Source organism: Rhodococcus sp. B7740 (genome assembly GCF_000954115.1).
Taxonomy (GTDB): Bacteria; Actinomycetota; Actinomycetes; order Mycobacteriales; family Mycobacteriaceae; genus Rhodococcoides.
Genome location: NZ_CP010797.1, coordinates 5,290,660 through 5,310,102 on the forward strand (window position 1 = coordinate 5,290,660; position 19,443 = coordinate 5,310,102).

A 19,443-nucleotide genomic window follows, 5' to 3' on the forward strand; every position below is an offset into this window, starting at 1 on the left:
TCTACGTTCGAGATTCGGACAATTCAGGAGGCATCATGGCGCGGTCGATGGCGGAGCAGGCAGCGGAGACGATCACCAAGGGAATCGGTCGACGTGGATTCATCCAGGCGGTGGCGGCATTGGGCGCAGGCGTCGGAATCGCCGGAACGGCAGCTTGTTCGTCGTCGTCGTCGTCGTCCACCGCCGCCGCGAGTTCGTCGGCACCTGCACCGGTCGGCATTCTTCAGCCCGGATCAGGCGACATCTCCGGCGATCACTATCTGAGTTCCGAAGTCGACAAGGTCCTGTGGGGGTACGTCCCGACGGTCGAGTCCGAGTCGGTGCTGCAGATGAAGTCCGGCGAGACGGTGACCATCGACGCGCTCAGCCACGAAGGAATTCTCGAAGATCAGGGTCGCGATCCCGTCGAATTCTTCGGTGGCAAGGGCGTATCGGAATCCGACGTGCTGCAGGACGCCATCGACATCGCCGGCGGATACGACCGCACGGTCCGTAACTTCGACGTCGACGGCCCTCATGTGGTGACGGGTCCGGTGTTCGTCGAGGGTGCGCAGCGCGGGGATGTACTCAAGATCGAGACGCTCGAGGCGATCCCACGCGTTCCGTACGGTGTGGTGTCGAGCAGGCACGGCAAGGGCTCCCTGACGGTCACTGCGTCCGGTGAGGCTCCTGCGGGCATCAGCCTGGACGAGGTGATGCCTCCGATCGCAAGCGACGGCAGGACCTCGGGTGACCCGACGCAGTACGGCAATATCTCCACGTTCACCGCCGTCGAGGACGGGCAGGGTGTGATGCGGTACGGCGATGCGGCCGTACGCTTTCCGCTGCGTCCCTTCATGGGCATGATGGGTGTTGCCTTCGCCAGCGACCCGGGCCTGACGTCACCGAATGCGAATTCGATTCCCCCGACGCTCGGCGGCGGCAACATCGATGTCGGCCTGCTCGGCGTCGGGTCGACGTTCTACCTCCCGGTGTTCGCAGAGGGTGCGTTGTTCTACGTCGGCGATCCGCACATGGCGATGGGCGACGGAGAGGTCGCGCTGACGGCGATGGAAGGTTCCCTGCGCGGCACCTTCCGCCTGACGGTGTGCAAGGCGGGCAGCGGGGATGCGCCGTCCGTCGCGTACTCGTATCCCTTTGCCGAGAACGAGGATTCATGGATTCCGATCGGCCTGTCCGATCCGGACGGTGCCGTCGGTGGTCAGAGTTCGGACCTGAACGCAGCCATGCGTCGGGCAGTGGTCAACGCGCTCGACTTCCTCGAGACCGACCTCGGCATGGACCGGGCGACGGCCTATGCCTACCTTTCCGCGGCCGCCAACTTCACCGTTTCGCAGGTGGTCGACAAGACGGTAGGCGTGCACGGCCAGATCTCGAAGGCGCACTTCGATCGGTAGGAGTGCGCCTTCGGCGCAGTGGCGCGAACAAGTGCCCTCCGCGGCACCTGGGCACGCCACTGCCGAAGGCACCTCAGCGGTGTGCCGTCGCGATGAAATGACGTGTTGCGGCGTCGACGATGTCGGCAGGGGCGATGTCGATTTCGTCGTTCAACCACGCGATGACCAGTTCGGCGAGTCCGCCGATGAACAGCAGGCCGTTGATCTCGGATTGTGGTTGCGGCCAGGCCTGTTCGCCGAACAGTTCGCGTGACTGCTCGGCCACCAGATGGGCGAACGCGCGCATGGACTTTCTTCGATAATCCCGCAGTGAGTCGACGGCCAGTGACTCGATCATCGCGACGCGTCCCTTGCGGCGGTCGTCGGTGAGCACGCCGACGAACGCGGCGATGGCGTTGCGCACCTGTTCCTCGACGGTGGGGGCCGGGGAGTGCAACGCGTCCATAGCCGCTGCCCGGATCTCGTCGGATACCGACTCCACCACCTTCTCGAGCAAATCCTCTTTGCCGGAGAAGCTTTGGTAGAAGTAGCGCTCGGTCAGTTTCGCCTCCGCGCAGATCGCGGTCATGGTCGTGTTCTGGGCACCGGCCGTGGAGAACACTTCGAGTCCGGCTTCGAGCAACCGCGCGCGACGGTCGGCGGTGCGGTCGTCGGCACTCATGCCGTTGTACCTGCGCGTCGGGGAAGCCATGGGTAGATCTTGACAGAGGAAGCAGGTGTGACGCAGACTACATCCCATCTGACAGGACGCTCTGTCAGATTGACGGAGGTCGACAATGGCACGTGCTCTGGCTGCTCCACCTGCTGATTCAGCGCTCCAACCGGTATACGGTGACGGCGGCATACCCGTCGTGGGGCACACACTCGAATACATCCGAGACCCCCTGAAACTGCTCGGCAGTCGGTGGGAGAAGTACGGCGAGGTGTCGTGGCTGACGATGGCCGGGCAGAAGTGGATCACCGTTCTCGGTCCGGACGCATGCCAGGAGGTGTTGCAGAACGCCGACAAGGCGTTTGCGAACGGTGACGGCTGGTCGCTGCTGATCGGCCCGTTCTTCCACGGTGGGTTGATGCTGCTGGACTCCGACGAGCACCTGAAGCACCGACGAATCATGCAGCAGGCCTTCACGAGGGATCGGCTCACCAAATCCGTCGAGGCGTTGAATCCTGTCACCGCAACCGGTTTGGACGCGTGGCAGGGCGGGCGCGACGTCCAGGTCTACCCGGCGCTCAAAGCGTTGACCCTGGAGGTGGCGACGAGCATCTTCATGGGCGGTGCCGAGGGCAGCACGGAAGCCGAGATAGCCGAGCTCAACTCGAGTTTCGTGGCGTGCGTTCAGGCTGCGACGTCGATCGTGCGCTATCGAGTTCCGGGAACGCGGTGGAAGCGTGGCCTCGATGGCCGCGCCATGCTCGAGCAGTTCTTCCGGCGCTACCTTCCGTCGCGGCGCGCCACCGAAACCGACGACCTGTTCTCGGTCCTGTGCCACATCGAGGGGAACGACGGCGAGCGATTCTCCGACGAGGAAGTGATCGACCACATGATCTTCCTGCTGATGGCTGCGCACGACACGTCGACGATCACGCTGTCGACGATGATGCAGTACCTCGGGCAACACCCCGAGTGGCAGGACAAGTGCCGCGCGGAGTCCGAGGCCCTCGGCACCGATGCGCCGACGCTCGCGCAACTCGACGAACTGCACAGTGTCGATCTGGTGATGAAGGAATGTCTGCGGTTGGTCTCGCCCACTCCGGTGGTGGCGCGACGCGCTGTCAAAGACACCGAGGTGCAGGGGAGGTTCGTACCCGCGGGGACGTACGCGTCGGTCGCGCCGCACTTCACGCACCACATGGAGCAGTACTGGCCGGAACCCGAGAAGTTCGACCCCGGCCGGTTCGCCGACGACCGCCGAGAGGACAAGGTGCACCGCTACGCGTGGGAGCCGTTCGGCGGCGGAGTGCACAAGTGCATCGGCATGTTCTTCGCGGGTGCCGAGATCAAGACGATCATGCACCACCTGCTGCTGCGATTCGATTGGTCGGTCGATCCCGATTACGTTGCGCCGCTGAACTTCACGTCGCTGCCCTTCCCGGAGGACGGGCAGCCCGTGCAGCTACGAAAGCGCTAGATCTTTCCGGCGCGGTCGGTGAGCCAGCCGATGATGTTCGCGGTGACCTCGTCCCGGTTCGTCTCGTTGAGGATTTCGTGGCGGGCACCGGGGTAGAGGGTGACCGTGACGTCGCTCATGCCGGCCTCGCGATATCGGGAGGCGAGGGTTTCGATCAACTGGCCTCCGCCCGCGAGCGGATCGTCGGTTCCCGACGTGATCAGGAGTGGCAGGTCGGAGCGGATCTGCTCGAGGTTGTGTGGATCGGCGAGCTTGTCGGCCTCACCGAACAAGGCAGGGACCGTCGACTCGGGGAGGTCGAAGCCGCACAGCGGGTCGGAGACGTAGGCATCGACTTCGGCCTCGTCGCGTGAGAGCCACTCGTATCCGGTGCGGTGCTCGAAGGCGGCGTTGAACACGCTCAGGTCGCCGGCGGGGGCGTCGGCCATGCCGGCCGCGAGGATGTCGAGCGTGGTCGAACCCGACAGCACCACGCCCTCGTAGAGATCCGAGCGCTCGATCAGAACATGCTGCGCAGCAAAGGATCCCATCGAATGTGCGAACAGGAACAGTGGCAGGTCCGGGTACTCGTTCAGCAGCGCTTCGCCGAGTTGCTCGATGTCGGCCCACAACCCGGCGAACGCGGCTGCCCCGAAGTCGCCCGGTGTGTCGACGATCGACTCTCCGTGGCCGCGATGATCGGAGGCGACGACGTGGAATCCGGCGTCGTTCAGTGCAGCGGCGAAGCGGGCGTAGCGGCTGCCGTGTTCGGCGAGTCCGTGCGCGATCTGTACGACGCCGCGAGCCGGATCGACGGACGTGGTCCAGGTGTAGGTGCTGATCTCGATGTCGTCCTGCTTGGATACGAACGACGAAGCGTTGGCCACGACTATCTCCTCGAAACGGCGATGGGAACGAGACTCGAACCTATCTCCTATGCGTTCTCCATCGGGTCGAAATGCGAGACGACGGGGAACGGCTCGTAGAAGTGATGCAGCAGCGTCTTCCACTCCTGGTACCGGTCTGACTTCCTGAAGCCCTCGGTGTGGTCTTCGAGGCGTTCCCATTCCACCAGCAGAAGATAGACATCGGGCTGCTCGATGCCCCGCGACAGTGTCAGATTCACGAACCCCGGCATCGAGGAAATGATCGATTTCGCGTCGGCGAAGGCGGCCTCGAAATCGTCGGTTCGGTGGGGAATGACGTGCAGCAGGGCGTGTTCGATGATCATCGAGACAGTATGGCCATGCTTCGAACGACGAAACTCCCCGGGCAGCGCGCCCGGGGAGCATCTACGGTGCCGCTTACTTCGCGGAGACGCGGACCAGTTTCTTGTTCACGAACTCGTCCATGCCCCACGGTCCCAGCTCACGGCCGACGCCGGAGCGCTTGACGCCGCCGAACGGCAGGCCCGGCAGGGTGGTGCCGTGCTCGTTGACGAAGGCCATACCGACCTCGAGCTGCTCGGCCACGTCGCGGGCCTTGTCCAGATCGGCGCTCCACACCGAGCCGCTCAGGCCGTAGGCCGAGGAGTTCGCCAATTCGATTGCCTGCTGCGGGCTTTCGACCTTGTAGATCACTGCGGCCGGTCCGAACAGCTCTTCGCTGTACGCACGCATGTCGGGGGTGACGTCGGTCAGTAGCGTGGGCTGCACGAAAGCACCCGGTCCGTCGATCTTCTTGCCGCCGGTGAGCAGTGTCGCGCCCTTGGCGACGGCGTCGTCGATCTGCTCGATCAACGTGTCGGCCGCTGTCTGTGACGACAGTGGGCCGAGCGTGGTGTTCGCGTCCAGCGGGTCGCCGGTCTGCACGGCCTCGAACGAGGCGGTGAGCTTGGTGACGAAGTCGTCGTAGTGCTCCTCGGCGACGAGGATGCGCTTGGCGGCGTTGCAGGCCTGACCTGCGTTGGAGAGTCGCGCCCTGGTCGCGGACTCGACTGTTGCATCCATGTCGTCGGAGTCGAGCATGATGAACACGTCCGATCCGCCCAGTTCCAGGACGACCTTCTTGAGGTTGCGTCCTGCTGTTTCGGCAACGGACGTTCCGGCTCGCTCGCTACCGGTGAGCGAGACGCCCTGCACGCGTGGATCGGCGATCATATCGGCGATCTGCTCGTTGGTCGCGAAGATGTTGATGTACGCGTCCTGGGGGAGTCCGGCCTGCTGGAAGATCTCCTCCATCAGCAGCGCCGACTGCGGGCAGTTGGGTGCGTGCTTGAGCAGAATCGTGTTGCCCACCATCAGGTTCGGGCCGGCGAACCGAGCCACCTGGTAGTAGGGGAAGTTCCACGGCATCACGCCGACGAGCGCGCCGACCGGCTTGCGCTGCAGCACAGTGTCTTCCGCACCGGGTACGTCGAGCTTCTCGTCCTCGAGCAGAGCGGGGCCGTTGTCGGCGTAGTAGCGGTAGATGTTCGACGACAACTCCACCTCACCCTGGGATTCGGTGAGTGGCTTGCCCATTTCGAGTGAGATGGTCCTGGCCAGTTCGTCGGAGCGTTCGGTGTAGAGGTCGGCGACCTTGTGCAGAATTTCGGCGCGATGCTTCGGTGAGGTCTTGCGCCACGTCCGGAATCCGGCGTCTGCGTCGGCGAGCGCGCGCTCGACACCGGCCGAGTCGAGGGTTTCGAATTCCTTGACGGTTGTGCCGTCGGCGGGATTGACAGTCTTGTAGGTCGTCATGTGCTGTCCAACGGTCGGGATGGGGGTGGTTGTTCCTATCCGGGCAAATCGGATGCTGCGATGGTGGTCAGAGCCGGGGTGGCGGGAGTCGACGAAAACCATTGAGCGCCCTACCGGCCGGTAACTTCCGGGCCCGAACCGAGTGATACCCCACTGGCAAGCACAGCGGCAGGTTCAAAGATTAAAGTCGACGGTGGACGCATCCAAAAGACGACGTTGAAACTGAGGCAAAGGCGAAACATGACTGCGAAGAAGCCGACCATCATCTACACCCTGACCGACGAGGCGCCCATGCTGGCGACTCACGCGTTTCTGCCGGTCATACGTTCTTTCGCCAGCGCGGCCGAGATCAACGTCGAGTCGAGTGACATCTCCGTTGCCAACCGCATCCTCGCCGAGTTCCCCGATTACCTGAACGAAGACCAGCGAGTGACCGACAACCTCGCCGAGCTGGGCAAGCTGACTCAGCTGCCCGAGACCAACATCATCAAGCTGCCGAACATCAGCGCATCGGTGCCGCAGTTGCTCGCTGCCGTCAAGGAACTGCAGGACAAGGGCTACGCGATCCCCGACTTCCCCGGCAACCCGAAGACCGACGAAGAGCGCGAGATCCGCGACCGGTACACCAAGTGCCTCGGCAGCGCAGTCAATCCTGTTCTGCGTGAGGGTAACTCGGACCGCCGTGCACCCAAGGCGGTCAAGGAATTCGCCCGCAAGCACCCGCACTCCATGACCGAATGGTCGATGGCGTCACGCACCCACGTCGCGCACATGCGCGAGGGCGATTTCTACCACGGAGAGAAGTCGACGGTCGTCGACGGAGACCGTGAGATCAAGATGGAACTGCTGCCCGCGGACGGCGAGCCGATCGTGCTCAAGGAGAAGGTCTCGCTCACCGACGGTGACGTGATCGACTCGATGTTCATGAGCAAGAAGGCGCTCCTCGACTTCTACGAGGAGCAGATGCAGGACGCCTACGAGACCGGCGTCATGCTGTCCCTCCACGTGAAGGCCACGATGATGCGGGTATCGCACCCCATCGTGTTCGGCCACGCCGTTCGCGTGTTCTACAAGGACGCGTTCGCCAAGCACAACGAGATCTTCGAAGAGTTGGGCGTCAACGTCAACAACGGCCTGTCGGACCTGTACGCCAAGATCGAGACACTCCCGGCGTCCAAGCGTGACGAAATCATCGAAGACCTGCACAAGTGTCACGAGACCCGCCCGGAGCTGGCGATGGTCGACTCCGCGCGCGGTATCTCGAACTTCCACTCGCCCAGCGACGTGATCGTCGATGCCTCGATGCCCGCGATGATTCGCGCCGGCGGCAAGATGTGGGGAGCCGACGGTCGTCCCAAGGACACCAAGGCCGTCAACCCCGAGTCGACGTTCTCCCGGATCTACCAGGAGATGGTGAACTTCTGCAAGACCAACGGACAGTTCGATCCGACGACGATGGGCACCGTCCCCAACGTCGGCCTGATGGCGCAGAAGGCCGAAGAGTACGGCTCGCACGACAAGACCTTCGAGGTACCGAAGGCAGGCGTCGCCAACATCACCGATATCGCCACCGGCGAGGTACTGCTCACGCAGACCGTCGAAGAGGGCGACATCTGGCGTCTGTGCATCGTCAAGGACGCGCCGATCCAGGACTGGGTCAAGCTCGCCGTGACGCGCGCCCGTGAGTCCGGAATGCCGGTCGTCTTCTGGCTCGACCCGTACCGCCCGCACGAGAACGAGCTCATCGGCAAGGTGCGCACGTACCTGAAGGATCACGACACCGAGGGCCTCGACATCCAGATCATGTCGCAGGTTCGCGCAATCCGGTACACGATGGAGCGTCTGGTCCGCGGACTCGACACCATCTCCGCGACCGGCAACATTCTGCGTGACTACCTCACCGACCTGTTCCCGATCCTCGAACTCGGCACCAGCGCCAAGATGCTCTCCATCGTTCCTCTGATGGCCGGCGGCGGACTGTACGAGACGGGTGCGGGTGGCTCGGCTCCCAAGCACGTCAAGCAGCTCATCGAAGAGAACCACCTGCGTTGGGACTCGCTCGGCGAGTTCCTGGCTCTGGCAGTGAGCCTCGAAGACCTCGGCACCAAGACCGGCGACGTCAAGGCGACCATCCTCGCCAAGGCACTCGACGCCGCCACCGGCAAGCTGCTCGAGAACAGCAAGGGCCCGTCGCGCTCGACCGGTGAACTCGACAACCGCGGCAGCCAGTTCTACCTCGCCCTCTACTGGGCCGAGGAGCTGGCGGCACAGACCGAGGACACCGAACTGGCGAAGCACTTCGCCGCACTGGCGAAGACGCTGTCGGAGAACGAAGACAAGATCGTCTCCGAGCTCAACGAGGTCCAGGGCAAGGCAGTCGACATCGGCGGCTACTACTACCCGGACCCCGAAGCCACCGCTGCAGTGATGCGTCCGTCCAAGACCTTCAACGAGGCTCTGGAGTCGTTCAAGCTGTAGTTTCTCTGACTCACCCCCCATCGAATGAATGGTCCATTCACGCGCTCAGACGTTGTGAATGGGCCATTCATTCGTATTGGGGTGCACCAGAATTCGTTCCACCACCCACCCCGTTCGGAGCCGGCCCCCGCCCACCCCGTTCGGATCAATGTGACTTTCACGCGCTCAGACGTACTGAATGGCCCATTCATTCCTTGCGGGGCGGCGCCAAGATGTCGAGAAACGCCGTACAGCTCGCACTGTGGCGACGCCCTGGCAGTTGGACAACGGAGATCGTGCGATGGATCGTCGGCTCGATGGGCAGGTAGACGAGGCTCGCGAACGACATCATCGGCACCACCAATTCCGGGATGACGGTGATGCCGAGTCCCGCCGCGGTCAGGCCCGCCACCGCGGCCACGTTGTGTGCCTGAACCGACGGTCCGACGTCGACTCCGGCGTTTTCCAGTGCCAGTCGCACGTGCGACGCGATGCTCGATTCCGGGCCGAAGGCTATGAACGGCTCGTCGGCGAGGTCGGTCCATCTCAGGCTCTTGCGCTGCGCCAGAGCGTGATTCGACGGTAGCGCGCACACGAATGCGTCGGTGCTGACTGTCGTACGCATCAAGTCGTTCGCTCGCCCCGAGGCAGCAACCACCGCGAAATCCACGGAACCGTCACGTACGGAGGCCACTACGTCGTCGCGCAGGCCGTCCCTGATGTGCACCGAGACGTCGGGATGGCTGTCGCGGAATCCGACGATGTACGGCGGGAGGAACGTCGCCGCGATCGACGGTAGGCACGCGATGGTGACGGTTCCGCGGTCGCCCGAGACGAAGCGCCCGATCTGCTCCAGGCCGTCATCGAACTCGAGCAAGACCCGACGGGCATAGGCCGTCACGTCGTGTCCATCACCGGTGAGGTCGACGCTGCGGGTGGTGCGTACGAACAGTCGCACGCCCAGGCGGCGCTCCGCCTCGGCGACCGTGCGACTGAGGTTCGGTTGTGAAACCCCGAGGGACGCCGCCGCCGAGGTGAAGCTCGCGAGATCGGCCAGCGCCACGATGGCTCGTAGGTGTGCGATGCCGAGATTGATGCTCACAGCGTATGAATCTATACCCAACTGATGTTGGACTGCGTAAGTGATCTGCACAACACTCGACGTATTCGATGAAGGAGATCACATGCTGTCACTGCTCGGCTTCGGGACGATTGCCGTCATCCTGCTGCTGTTGTTCACCCAACGCGTCGCAGCCATCGTTGCGCTCGCGGGTGTCCCACTCGCTGCTGCGTTCCTGGCCGGCAACTCACCGTCCGAGGTGGCAGGGTTCGTCAAGGACGGGCTAGGTGGCGTGGTGGGCGTCGCGGCCATGTTCCTGTTCGCGATTGTCTTCTTCGGGATCATGCGCGACGCAGGTCTGTTCGATCCCATCATCGCCCGCATCGTGCGCTGGGCAGGTAGCGCCCCGCCGACCGTCGCAGTCGCGACCACTGCCCTCGCCGTGGTGGCTCACCTCGACGGTGCCGGCGCAACCACGTTCCTGATCGCAGTCCCCGCCATGCTGCCGATCTACGAACGTCTCGGTATGAGCAGACTCGTTCTGGCCACCTGCGTCGGTCTCGGTGCCGGAGTGATGAACATGGTCCCCTGGGGTGGTCCGACTGCTCGCGCTGCAGCAACTGTGGGTGTCGACGCCAACGAACTGTGGGTCCCGCTGATTCCTGCGCAGATCGCCGGGGTCGTGTTGGCGCTGGGTGCTGCCTACTACCTGGGTCGGCGTGAGCGGACCCGTCTGGCCAAGGTTGCCGCGGGCGATGCGTCGGCCGTCGTGGAGGAGTCGACGGCGCGAGTCGCCGAACGCGTGTCCGCGGGATCCGGGGATACAAGATCCGCGGTCGGCGACGCGAACGAGGACCCCGGCAGCCCGTCGACCGGCGCGGACGATTCGGACGGTCCGGCAACCGCGTCGAGTGACCGAGCGCTGCTGCGACCGAAGTTGTTCTGGGTCAACGCCTTCCTGGTAGTCGCGACGTTGGCTGCGTTGATCGCCGCCGTCGCCCCTCCGGAAACCTGCTTCATCATCGCCACTATCGTGGCGCTCCTCGTCAACTACCGCGGAATGAAGGCCCAGTCCGCCCGCATCGAGGCCCACGCCGTCGGCGCGATGCTGATGGTCGGCACGTTGTTGGCTGCAGGGGTACTACTCGGTGTGCTCGACGGCAGCGGCATGATCGAGTCGATGGCAGTAAGCGCAGCGAATGCCATTCCGGACGCTATGGCCCCCGCCTTACCGCTCATCGTCGGCGTGTTCGCCGTCCCGATGAGCCTGATTTTCGGCCCGGACGCGTACTACTTCGGCGTGCTGCCGGTCCTCATCGAGGTGGGTGACCAGTTCGGTGTCAGCGCAATCGATCTGGCGCAAGCCTCGATCATCGGTGAGGAAACGGTCGGATTCCCGATCAGTCCGATGACCGGCGCGTTCTACCTTCTGGTGGGTCTCGCGAAAGTCGACATCGGCAAGCACATTCGGCACACGCTGGGGTGGGCGTGGCTGATCAGTCTCGGCATGCTCGGCGTTGCCATGGCCACCGGCGCGATCCCCCTGTGGTCGTCATGAGTCGCGACGGTACAATCCGGCTCGGGGCCGGAGCAGGCTTCGCCGGCGACCGCATCGACCCGGCACAGGTTTTGGCCGAGCGCGGTGAGCTCGACTACCTGATCTTCGAGTGCCTCGGTGAGCGGACGGTTGCAGCCGGGCAAGCCCGAAAATTGCTCGATCCCACGACGGGCTACGACCCGCTCCTGGCAGCGCGCATGCGCGCAGTACTCGGTTCGACCACCGAGCAGGGCATCACCGTCGTCACCAACTCCGGAGCCGCGAATCCTGTTGCGGCAGCCGCGGTGGTCGCCCAGGTGGCGGAGCAGGTGTGCTCGCGTTCGGTGCGCATCGCTGCCGTCACCGGCGACGACGTGCTCGACGCGGTGCGTCGCATCGATCCGGTGGTGTGGGAGACCGGCCGGCCGCTGTCGGAGCATTCCGAGGAGCTGGTATCGGCCAACGCCTATATCGGGGCCGATGCGGTACTGCCCGCACTCGACGTCGGTGCGGATGTGATCGTCACCGGCCGTCTCGCCGATCCGGCGCTGTATCTCGCACCCTTGATGCACGAACTCGGTTGGGCCGGGCAGGATTGGGAGACACTCGGTGCGGGGACGGCCGTCGGACATCTTCTCGAATGCGCGGGTCAACTGACCGGTGGCTACTTCGCCGACCCGGTCACCAAACCGGTGCAGGGTCTGGCACATCTTGGCTTCCCGTTCGGGGACGTACGTGCCGATGGCACAGCCGAATTCGGCAAAGTCGACGGCACCGGTGGGGAACTGACGCGGCGAACGTGCGCCGAGCAGTTGCTCTACGAGGTCGGCGATCCAGCCAGATACCTGACGCCGGACGTGAGCGCCGATTTCACCGGAGTCGCGTTCGAGACCGTCGGATCCGATCGGGTAGCGGTGTCCGGGGCGACGGGCAGTACACGGCCTGAGGAGCTGAAGGTGACTCTCGGATTTCGCGGCGGTTGGCTCGGTGAGGGGCAGATCAGCTACGCCGGGCCACGCGCACTGCAACGTGCGGAGCTCGCCGGAGAGATTGTGCAGCAACGACTGTGGGAGGTGCACGGCATTCCGGCCGAGAATGTGGGGATCGAGTACATCGGCGCGGGCGCTGCATTCCGAGGCCTCGCCGCCGCAACCGATGTCCCCGAAGTGCGACTGCGGGTGACTGCGAAGGTGCGCGACACGGAGACTGCATTTCTCGTGGGGTGGGAAGTCGAAAGTCTGTACACCAACGGCCCGGCCGGGGGAGGTGGCGCACGGAGCAGCAGCGCCGAGGTTCTTGCCATCAGATCGTGTCTGATTCCACGTGCACAGGTGGCGACGGACGTACACATCACGGAGGTGACGGTATGAGGACTGTCGACGATCTCGCCGACGTGCGAACCGGGGACAAGGGCGACACCCTCATTCTGGCTGTCTTCCCGCGAACCGACGAACACTACGAGGTACTGTCCCGCGAACTGACTGCCGATAACGTTGCCACTCACTTCGCACCGTTGGTCACCGGAGACGTACGCCGCACTGACATGCCACTGGTCTCCGGGTTGGTGTTCGAGCTACCCGGCGTGCTCGGTGGGGGAGTGACGGGTAGCCCCGTGCTCGACGGACACGGCAAGTGTCTGAGCTACCACCTGCTGAGTATGACTGTGGGCGAGCAGATCTAGCCGAGTTGCTCGACCTCGGCGTCGGGCAACACCGGTAGCGCAACCGGATACAACTGAAAGGTTCCGCTCATTCCCTTGAGCTCGACGTCTCGGGGCGTCCCGAGAGTCAGATCATGCGCGGTACCGATGGCATTGCGCACCGGTTCGCTGACCAGAATTTCACCGCCGTCGGCCTGTCCGGCGACGCGTGCGGCCATAGCGACGTTGAGTCCGAAGAGGTCGTCGCCGCGTCGCACGGAACTGCCCACGTGTACGCCCATGCGTACGCGGATGCGGTCCCAGCGATCGGGGTTCTTCAGCAACGCCTCTTGGACTTTCACCCCGCAGCGCACCGCTTGGGCAGGGTCGGAGAAGGCGATCATGTAGCCGTCGCCTTGGCTCTTGACCACGTGACCTCCGTGGTCGTCGACGTGTTTGCGGATCAGCTTGTTGTGCTTCTCGAGCAGCTTCACCCAGCCGCGGTCGCCGAGTTCCTCGTTGCGTGCGGTGGACCCCTCGATGTCGGAGAACATCACCACGATGTCGCCGTCGGCCGTCATGCGTGCCAAGTCGGGTCGTTCCACCTTGGCCCAGCCCGCGAGGTCTTCGACGGAGTTGCGGACCGTTGCGCCGAAACCCTTGTTGATGAGTAAGTCCGTCGTGTGAAAGGCGGTTCTGATCGCGAAGGGGACCAGGCCTCGTCGCTTACGCCGTTGTTGCGATTCGGCAAGCGCACGGTCCAGGGCACGGCGTGTGCTGCCGAGCTTTCGACGCGAGACGATCAAGACCACACCGAGAGCGATGATGGCGGCGAGTTCGACTCCGGCAACTATCCACAGGATCACGTCGCTCATCCTTGCCTGTCGGCCGCATCCGTGGGTGCGCAACCGACCGCGAAGTGCCGTCGATACGCCGTCGGGGTCACCGCGAATGCCGAGCGGAAGTTCTGACGCAATGTGACGGGGCTACCGAATCCGCACAGTGTCGCGATGTTCTCGATACTGCGATCGGTGGTTTCGAGCAGGCTCCGAGCTTCCTCGAGTCGTTTGTCCAGCACCCAGCGAGCGGGGGTGGACCCTGTCTCGAGCTGAAACTGGCGGATGAAGCTGCGTCGGCTCATGCGCGCGCGTTCGGCCAGTCGCTCGATGGGCAACGGCTCGTCCAGTCGTTCGAGTGCCCAGCTCTGTACGTCGGCGATCGTGGTGTCTCCGGCTGCTTCGACGACCGGACGTTCGATGTACTGCGCTTGCCCGCCGTCGCGATGGGGTGCGACCACCAGGCTGCGAGCCACCCGCGTCGCCGCAGCCGAACCGAGGTGCTTGCGGACGATGTGGAGGCAGGAATCGATCGACGACGCAGTGCCCGCAGAGGTCATCACGTCACCGTGGTCGATGTAGAGCACGGACTCGTCGACGCCCGCGTGCGCGTTTCGCTCCCGCAGCTCGGGCATTTTCGTCCAGTGTGTGACGGCGGGGCGGCCGGCGAGCAAGCCAGTGTCTGCGACGGCAAACGAACCGAGACACAGACCCGCGATCTCGGCGCCTCGCGTATGCGCTCCGCGAAGTGCGTTCGAGAAGTCGGTACCTATGTGCGGCAACGACTCCGGCCAGGACGTCACGATGACGATGTCGGCCCAGTCGACGGTATCGGGCCCAACGATCTCGCCGACCGGAAACCCCTCCTCGGTGCGGATCGACCCGGCTTCGTCGGACCACACCCGCGTCTCCCAGTCCGGGGCGAGCCCGAGTCGGGTCACCTCGCCGAACACCATCAGCGGCGCAGCGAGGTGGAACATCGTGATGCCATCGAACGCGTAGAGCGCGATGCGCATGGCTGACTCCGATCTCGTACGTTGGCGCAAATCCATCGAAAGTATGCATCCGTGCCACTCGTGCTCGCAAGGCCGCCACCGCAGTATGAGAGGCGACCGAGATCGCCAGTCGAAGGAGAACACCATGACCGCACCGCGTAGAGCCTTGATCGTCATCGACGTTCAGCAGGAGTACTTCGAGGGTGTGTTGCAGATTCAGTACCCGCCCCGCAACGAGTCGTTGGCCAACATCGTTCGCGCGATCGAAGCGGCTGCGGCGCAGGATCTTCCCGTCGCGATCGTCCAGCACGAAATGCCCGAGGGCGCGCCCGCATTCGTCAAGGGCACCCCGACGTACGAGCTGCACCCCGATATTCAGGCGCTCGTGCAGCCGTCCTTCGAGCGGGTCGAGAAGAAGTACAGCAGCGTGTTCGCCGGAACCGGCATCGCGAAGTGGCTGCAGGGCAACGACATCGACACCGTCACCATCGTCGGCTACATGACCAACAACTGCGACCTCGCGTCCAGCGCCGACGCCGAGGCGCTGGACCTGACCGTCGAGATCCTGTCCGACGCCACCGGCGCGATCAATCTGTCGAACGAGGCGGGCACTGTGTCCGCCGAACAACTGCACAAGGCTTTGATGGTGCTCCTGCAGTCGAACTTCGCGGCCGTCGCCTCCACCGACCAGTGGATCGACGCCGTCAAGAACGGAAACGAGCTCACCGCAAACAATCTGGTGGTCTCCGCGGCTCAGGGCAACGACGCGGTGGCCTGAGCTTCTACACTTTCCACGTGACTGCGCGGGCGATTACCGATCGGACTCTCGGTGCATGGGTGATCAAGTGCAATCCGCACAAGACCGATCTCGCACCGATGGTCCAAGCTGGACGTGCGCACGAGCACTGGTGCGTCGCTGACAACTACCGAACGCGTCTGATGGCACCTGGTCATCCGGTGCTGTTCTGGGTCAGTAGTCATCCGAGACGCGGAATCTGGGGTGCCGGTCGGTTGACCGGCACCCCGGTCCCCGGCCCGCAGTGGAAGATCTCGACGAACATCGCCTTGTTCGACGAGCCGATCCTCGCGTCGGATATTCGGTCCGTCGCATCGTTGTCGAATCTCGAGGTGTTTCGATCGCCGCAGCAATCGAATCCGTCCTGGCTCGACGCGTCCGCGTGGGCGTCGATCCGACCGATGCTGCCTCTCGAATGATGTGATGGCGGTATGGCACTGGAAGACGAGCCGACGCAGCACGGGATGTTGGATGTCGGGGACGGTCAACGCATCTACTGGGAGCAATGGGGTCCGTCCGATGGCGTGCCGGCGGTCTACCTGCACGGTGGACCAGGCGGGACCCTGAATGCCAGTCAGTTTCGTCGCCACTTCGACCTGACCCGGGTTCGCGCAGTCGGATTCGAGCAGCGTGGGTGCGGGCGGTCCACTCCGCACGCGTCGGACCCCTCGACGTCGTTGGACACCAACACCACTGCGCACCTGATCGCCGATATCGAACTCCTGCGCGAGCACCTCGGCGTCGAGGCGTGGATCGTCAACGGCGCGTCATGGGGATCGACCCTCGCTCTTGCCTACGCCCTCGAACATCCGACGCGTGTCCTCGGTGTCGTGTTGTGCGCAGTCACCACGACCGGCCGTGCGGAGGTCGACTGGATCACCGAGGGCGTCGGCGCGATCTTCCCCGAAGCCTGGGATCGGTTCGCAACCTTCGCCGAGCAGTCGGGCGTCGGTTATCGACGGGGCCGAGGCCGAATCGTCGACGCTTACGACCGACTGCTGAATTCGCCCGATCTCTCGTTGCGCGACAATGCATCCCGAGAGTGGGCATTGTGGGAGGACGTCCACATATCGATCGGCACCGGCGGTATGAGACGCGATCCCAGGTGGGAGGATGACCGGTTTCGTCTGGCTTTCGTGCGACTGGCCGCGCACTACTGGTCGCACGACGGGTTCTGCGATCCGCCTCTGCTCGATCGCGCCGACGGTTTACGTGATGTCCCGGGTGTCCTGATCCACGGCCGAAAGGACATCTCGGGACCCGCTGTCACGCCGTGGCGTCTGCATCGACGTTGGCCCGGGTCGACACTCGTCGTCGATGAGGGGGACGGGCATGGGGGCAGGTCCATGGCGGCGCGCTGGGACGCTGCGAACGATGCATTGACCAACCGGGCCCTGCAGGAGCCGAATGGTGCATGATCGAGAGGTGACTTCCTTCCCGATCATCGACCTGACTCCCGACGAGTTGCTGACCACGACGCGCACCGTTCGCAAGCGCCTGGACCTGACGCGGCCGGTGCCGATGGAGCTGATCAAGGAATGTCTCGAGATCGCTCTGCAGGCACCGTCCGGCTCGAACAAGCAGGGTTGGCAGTGGATCGTCGTCACCGATCCTGATCTTCGGGCTCGCATCGGTGCGATCTACGGCGAACTGTTCACCGCGTATCAGGCGTCCAAGCATTCCGCGTCGGCGCTGTTCGCAGACGACCCGGAACGTGCCTCGGTGCAGAAGCGCGTCGGCGACAGCGCGGGCTGGCTCGGCGAACACATGGGCGAGGTTCCGGTGCTGCTCATTCCGTGCATCCTGGCCGGCAAGACCCTCCCGGCCGGAAATCAAGCCGGTCTGTGGGGCTCACTCCTGCCCGCGGTATGGAACTATGCCCTGGCTGCGCGGGCGCGTGGTCTCGGAACGGCCTGGACGACAATCCATCTCGCCAAAGAAAAAGAGATCTCCGAGCTGCTCGGCATCCCCGACGACTTCCATCAGGGTGCGCTGATTCCCACGGCGTACTACACGGGTGAGACGTTCAAGGTCGCTCCGCGGGATCCGATCGAAACGGTGCTGCACGTCGACCGCTGGTGATCCACGGGCAGCCCGTCCCAATCCCGGTAGCGTCGAAAGGCAACTACCTGGGCAGCCCCATCTTGTACTGCAGGGCGTAGGCCAGCTTGCCTGGTTTGTCGTCCGAGTACGGGGCCGAGAGCTTTCCGAATTCTCCCTTGCCGGCTGCCTTACCGTCGTTCCACGCGTTCAGCGCGCCGAGTTCCGCTGCGGTGCGGCCACTGTCGATCACCGCGTCTTTGGGAGCCGCGACCTGTGCACGCGACACCGCCTCGACGGTGCTGAGGTAGCTCGTCAGGTTGTTGCTGTCCCAGCCGCTGATGTCGACGGCACCCGAGTCGCGAACCCATGCACCCCAATAGAATTCCTGGAAGGGGATGGTTCCGGGGGTGAAGCCGATGTCGCGGGCGAAGTACGTCAGGCTGCGGTATCTGTCGTTCTGGAACTTGGCGAGGCCGACTCCCGACGGGAGTTGTTCCACCGGAACCTCGTTGCCGTCGACGTCGTAGTTCCACACCCACTTCTCGGCCTTCATCCGTGCCCAGAAATCGGCTGTGCTCAGGTCACTGAGGTTCGCGACCACCCGCAGGCGAAGGTGCAGATTCGGTCCACCGTCGGCCGTTTCGTAGAAGGAGGTCAGCGTGTGGTGACCGTCGGTCAGGTACGGCACGCCGCCCGGACCGATGACGACAGTCTTCATGGGCGCGATGGTGTCCGGCGTTTCCTGACCGACGGGGACGGTGCAGGTGAACGACGACGGATTGTCCAGTCGTGCATCAGGCAACGCCGACGCGGCCTCTTCCTGGCCGTTGGCCTCGCACCAGTCGTCGAACTTCTTGTTGATCTCGTCCTTGCCGAGTGTGTATCGCCCGAGCTTGTAGTACACCTCGTCGTATCCGAGCGAGGGTTGCGTCGCGCGCACCTCACCGATCGGCAGATCGAGAAGCTCGCCCGCTTCGGCACATCGGTAGCCGAGGCCTGCCGACGATCCGGTGGGGAGCAGGTCGGCGACCTGACACAGGGGCGACGCTGCCCGTGCCGGCGCGGCCGTGGCAACGCTGGTCATCGACGCGGATACGACAGAGATCAATGCGAGCGTGCCCAGCAGGGCTGCTCTACGACGCGAGACCATTCGGTGAAACTCCTCTGAGTTCGAGTGAAGTTCTCCGAGAGTGCAGCCCGTGGGTCACCGGTCGATGTCGCAGAGCCGAACCGGAGGTGTTCGAGAGGTGAACGCAGCGCGCCGGTCAGCGATCCTCGCGCAACATCGCGTAGACGAGGGTGTCGGTCCATTCGCCCTTGCACCACCAGTTCTGTCGAAAGTGCGCTTCCCGACGCATCCCGACCCGCGCGGCCAGTCGGGCAGAGGCGTCGTTCCGGCCGTCCAGCTGTGCGCTGACGCGGTGGATCTGGGGTAACGAGAACACGTGCTCGATCAAGGCGGTGACCGCCTCGGTGGCGTACCCGCGGCCCGCAACGTCGGGGGAGAACGTCCAGCCGAGTTCGACGAGAGCCGGGGAACCGTCGACCAACCACGCCTCGACATTTCCCACCACCGTTCCCTCGTGCTCGGCAACCATCGCGAGTGCTTGGGTGTGCAGTCCGATTCGCTTCATCCGTTTGCCCACCGCAGCAACCGCATCGGTGTGTGTCCACGCTTCGTGGAGCAGATAGCGGCAGACTTCCGGGTCGCTGTAGTAGGCGAGGATCCTGTCCGCATCGGCGGGTTCGTACAGACGAAGGGTCAGGCGCTCGGTGTGGATGGGCTCGACGGTCATATGTCCGAGTCTGCCCGACTTGTATTCACGCTGATTCGAACCCTGGTCCAGGACCCGACGTGTGATGGATGGTGGTGAGTCGAACCTGCCCGCACTCA

The 19,443-nt window shown here is 64.1% G+C and carries 19 protein-coding genes; 10 read left to right on the plus strand and 9 right to left on the minus strand.

The window, feature by feature from the left end; genetic code table 11:
- The first annotated feature begins 35 nt into the window (after positions 1 to 35).
- On the plus strand, positions 36 to 1,397 hold the full coding sequence (locus NY08_RS24775; RefSeq protein WP_045199364.1) for an acetamidase/formamidase family protein: 1,362 nt from the start codon (positions 36 to 38) through the stop codon (positions 1,395 to 1,397).
- Positions 1,398 to 1,470: 73 nt separating this feature from the next.
- Here the strand turns inward: NY08_RS24775 and NY08_RS24780 are convergent, their stop codons facing one another.
- Positions 1,471 to 2,088 carry a TetR/AcrR family transcriptional regulator gene (locus NY08_RS24780; protein WP_032394963.1) on the minus strand — a complete coding sequence of 206 codons (618 nt, stop codon included), beginning with the start codon at positions 2,086 to 2,088 and terminating at the stop codon, positions 1,471 to 1,473.
- An 85-nt stretch (positions 2,089 to 2,173) separates the two neighbouring features.
- Here NY08_RS24780 and NY08_RS24785 point away from each other — a divergent pair, with 85 nt between their 5' ends.
- Positions 2,174 to 3,526: a cytochrome P450 gene (locus tag NY08_RS24785; protein WP_032394964.1), complete on the plus strand. Its 1,353-nt coding sequence runs from the start codon at positions 2,174 to 2,176 to the stop codon at positions 3,524 to 3,526.
- Here the strand turns inward: NY08_RS24785 and NY08_RS24790 are convergent.
- The 3 genes from NY08_RS24790 to NY08_RS24800 form a co-directional block, all read right to left on the minus strand.
- Positions 3,523 to 4,392: an alpha/beta fold hydrolase gene (locus tag NY08_RS24790; RefSeq protein WP_045199366.1), complete on the minus strand. Its 870-nt coding sequence runs from the start codon at positions 4,390 to 4,392 to the stop codon at positions 3,523 to 3,525. The genes NY08_RS24785 and NY08_RS24790 overlap by 4 nt on opposite strands.
- A gap of 47 nt (positions 4,393 to 4,439) precedes the next feature.
- Positions 4,440 to 4,736, minus strand: coding sequence for an antibiotic biosynthesis monooxygenase family protein (locus tag NY08_RS24795; protein WP_045199368.1), 297 nt, complete (start codon positions 4,734 to 4,736; stop codon positions 4,440 to 4,442).
- 73 nt (positions 4,737 to 4,809) lie between these two features.
- Complete coding sequence (locus tag NY08_RS24800; RefSeq protein ID WP_032394972.1) at positions 4,810 to 6,186, minus strand: NAD-dependent succinate-semialdehyde dehydrogenase; 1,377 nt, start codon at positions 6,184 to 6,186, stop codon at positions 4,810 to 4,812.
- A gap of 240 nt (positions 6,187 to 6,426) precedes the next feature.
- On the opposite strand from NY08_RS24800, the gene NY08_RS24805 reads away from it, so the two are divergent.
- Positions 6,427 to 8,664 carry an NADP-dependent isocitrate dehydrogenase gene (locus NY08_RS24805; protein ID WP_032394973.1) on the plus strand — a complete coding sequence of 746 codons (2,238 nt, stop codon included), beginning with the start codon at positions 6,427 to 6,429 and terminating at the stop codon, positions 8,662 to 8,664.
- Positions 8,665 to 8,851: 187 nt separating this feature from the next.
- Here NY08_RS24805 and NY08_RS24810 read toward each other — a convergent pair whose 3' ends face one another.
- Positions 8,852 to 9,745 (minus strand): LysR family transcriptional regulator, encoded by an 894-nt coding sequence (locus tag NY08_RS24810; protein ID WP_045201123.1) that lies wholly within the window; start codon positions 9,743 to 9,745, stop codon positions 8,852 to 8,854.
- 82 nt (positions 9,746 to 9,827) lie between these two features.
- Between NY08_RS24810 and NY08_RS24815 the strand changes: the two genes are divergently transcribed.
- Genes NY08_RS24815 through NY08_RS24825 form a run of 3 tightly spaced genes read left to right on the plus strand, consistent with a single transcriptional unit; the run spans position 9,828 to position 12,921 of the window.
- Positions 9,828 to 11,261 (plus strand): CitMHS family transporter, encoded by a 1,434-nt coding sequence (locus NY08_RS24815; RefSeq protein ID WP_045199371.1) that lies wholly within the window; start codon positions 9,828 to 9,830, stop codon positions 11,259 to 11,261.
- Complete coding sequence (locus NY08_RS24820; protein ID WP_045201125.1) at positions 11,258 to 12,610, plus strand: acyclic terpene utilization AtuA family protein; 1,353 nt, start codon at positions 11,258 to 11,260, stop codon at positions 12,608 to 12,610. The genes NY08_RS24815 and NY08_RS24820 overlap by 4 nt, the downstream gene beginning before the upstream one ends.
- Positions 12,607 to 12,921 (plus strand): AtuA-related protein, encoded by a 315-nt coding sequence (locus NY08_RS24825; protein ID WP_045199373.1) that lies wholly within the window; start codon positions 12,607 to 12,609, stop codon positions 12,919 to 12,921. The genes NY08_RS24820 and NY08_RS24825 overlap by 4 nt, the downstream gene beginning before the upstream one ends.
- Here the strand turns inward: NY08_RS24825 and NY08_RS24830 are convergent.
- Positions 12,918 to 13,754: an adenylate/guanylate cyclase domain-containing protein gene (locus NY08_RS24830; RefSeq protein ID WP_179275773.1), complete on the minus strand. Its 837-nt coding sequence runs from the start codon at positions 13,752 to 13,754 to the stop codon at positions 12,918 to 12,920. The genes NY08_RS24825 and NY08_RS24830 overlap by 4 nt on opposite strands.
- Positions 13,751 to 14,731 carry a GlxA family transcriptional regulator gene (locus tag NY08_RS24835; RefSeq protein WP_045199375.1) on the minus strand — a complete coding sequence of 327 codons (981 nt, stop codon included), beginning with the start codon at positions 14,729 to 14,731 and terminating at the stop codon, positions 13,751 to 13,753. The genes NY08_RS24830 and NY08_RS24835 overlap by 4 nt, the downstream gene beginning before the upstream one ends.
- Positions 14,732 to 14,855: 124 nt before the next feature.
- Between NY08_RS24835 and NY08_RS24840 the strand changes: the two genes are divergently transcribed.
- Genes NY08_RS24840 through NY08_RS24855 form a run of 4 tightly spaced genes read left to right on the plus strand, consistent with a single transcriptional unit; the run spans position 14,856 to position 17,588 of the window.
- Positions 14,856 to 15,488 carry an isochorismatase family protein gene (locus tag NY08_RS24840; protein ID WP_045201129.1) on the plus strand — a complete coding sequence of 211 codons (633 nt, stop codon included), beginning with the start codon at positions 14,856 to 14,858 and terminating at the stop codon, positions 15,486 to 15,488.
- Between the two features lie 17 nt (positions 15,489 to 15,505).
- A complete protein-coding gene (locus NY08_RS24845; RefSeq protein WP_235387034.1) occupies positions 15,506 to 15,925 on the plus strand; it encodes an EVE domain-containing protein in 420 nt (139 codons plus the stop codon).
- Positions 15,926 to 15,937: 12 nt separating this feature from the next.
- Positions 15,938 to 16,924, plus strand: coding sequence for an alpha/beta fold hydrolase (locus tag NY08_RS24850; RefSeq protein WP_045199377.1), 987 nt, complete (start codon positions 15,938 to 15,940; stop codon positions 16,922 to 16,924).
- A 7-nt stretch (positions 16,925 to 16,931) separates the two neighbouring features.
- Positions 16,932 to 17,588: a nitroreductase family protein gene (locus NY08_RS24855; protein WP_045201133.1), complete on the plus strand. Its 657-nt coding sequence runs from the start codon at positions 16,932 to 16,934 to the stop codon at positions 17,586 to 17,588.
- Positions 17,589 to 17,631: 43 nt separating this feature from the next.
- On the opposite strand, the gene NY08_RS24860 is transcribed toward NY08_RS24855, so the two are convergent.
- Together NY08_RS24860 and NY08_RS24865 are read right to left on the minus strand one after the other, a co-directional pair.
- On the minus strand, positions 17,632 to 18,699 hold the full coding sequence (locus tag NY08_RS24860; protein WP_045199379.1) for a ParB/Srx family N-terminal domain-containing protein: 1,068 nt from the start codon (positions 18,697 to 18,699) through the stop codon (positions 17,632 to 17,634).
- 115 nt (positions 18,700 to 18,814) lie between these two features.
- Entirely contained in the window at positions 18,815 to 19,345 is a 531-nt protein-coding gene (locus NY08_RS24865) for a GNAT family N-acetyltransferase (protein ID WP_045199381.1), read from the minus strand.
- Positions 19,346 to 19,443: the final 98 nt, after the last annotated feature.

Excerpts from the sequence above, each read along its gene's own strand:
- NY08_RS24775 (WP_045199364.1), top strand. The coding sequence starts at position 36 with ATGGCGCGGTCGATGGCGGAGCAGGCAGCGGAGACGATCACCAAGGGA.
- NY08_RS24780 (WP_032394963.1), bottom strand. The coding sequence starts at position 2,088 with ATGGCTTCCCCGACGCGCAGGTACAACGGCATGAGTGCCGACGACCGC.
- NY08_RS24785 (WP_032394964.1), top strand. The coding sequence starts at position 2,174 with ATGGCACGTGCTCTGGCTGCTCCACCTGCTGATTCAGCGCTCCAACCG.
- NY08_RS24795 (WP_045199368.1), bottom strand. The coding sequence starts at position 4,736 with ATGATCATCGAACACGCCCTGCTGCACGTCATTCCCCACCGAACCGAC.
- NY08_RS24800 (WP_032394972.1), bottom strand. The coding sequence starts at position 6,186 with ATGACGACCTACAAGACTGTCAATCCCGCCGACGGCACAACCGTCAAG.
- NY08_RS24805 (WP_032394973.1), top strand. The coding sequence starts at position 6,427 with ATGACTGCGAAGAAGCCGACCATCATCTACACCCTGACCGACGAGGCG.
- NY08_RS24815 (WP_045199371.1), top strand. The coding sequence starts at position 9,828 with ATGCTGTCACTGCTCGGCTTCGGGACGATTGCCGTCATCCTGCTGCTG.
- NY08_RS24820 (WP_045201125.1), top strand. The coding sequence starts at position 11,258 with ATGAGTCGCGACGGTACAATCCGGCTCGGGGCCGGAGCAGGCTTCGCC.
- NY08_RS24825 (WP_045199373.1), top strand. The coding sequence starts at position 12,607 with ATGAGGACTGTCGACGATCTCGCCGACGTGCGAACCGGGGACAAGGGC.
- NY08_RS24830 (WP_179275773.1), bottom strand. The coding sequence starts at position 13,754 with ATGAGCGACGTGATCCTGTGGATAGTTGCCGGAGTCGAACTCGCCGCC.
- NY08_RS24835 (WP_045199375.1), bottom strand. The coding sequence starts at position 14,731 with ATGCGCATCGCGCTCTACGCGTTCGATGGCATCACGATGTTCCACCTC.
- NY08_RS24840 (WP_045201129.1), top strand. The coding sequence starts at position 14,856 with ATGACCGCACCGCGTAGAGCCTTGATCGTCATCGACGTTCAGCAGGAG.
- NY08_RS24850 (WP_045199377.1), top strand. The coding sequence starts at position 15,938 with ATGGCACTGGAAGACGAGCCGACGCAGCACGGGATGTTGGATGTCGGG.
- NY08_RS24860 (WP_045199379.1), bottom strand. The coding sequence starts at position 18,699 with ATGGTCTCGCGTCGTAGAGCAGCCCTGCTGGGCACGCTCGCATTGATC.
- NY08_RS24865 (WP_045199381.1), bottom strand. The coding sequence starts at position 19,345 with ATGACCGTCGAGCCCATCCACACCGAGCGCCTGACCCTTCGTCTGTAC.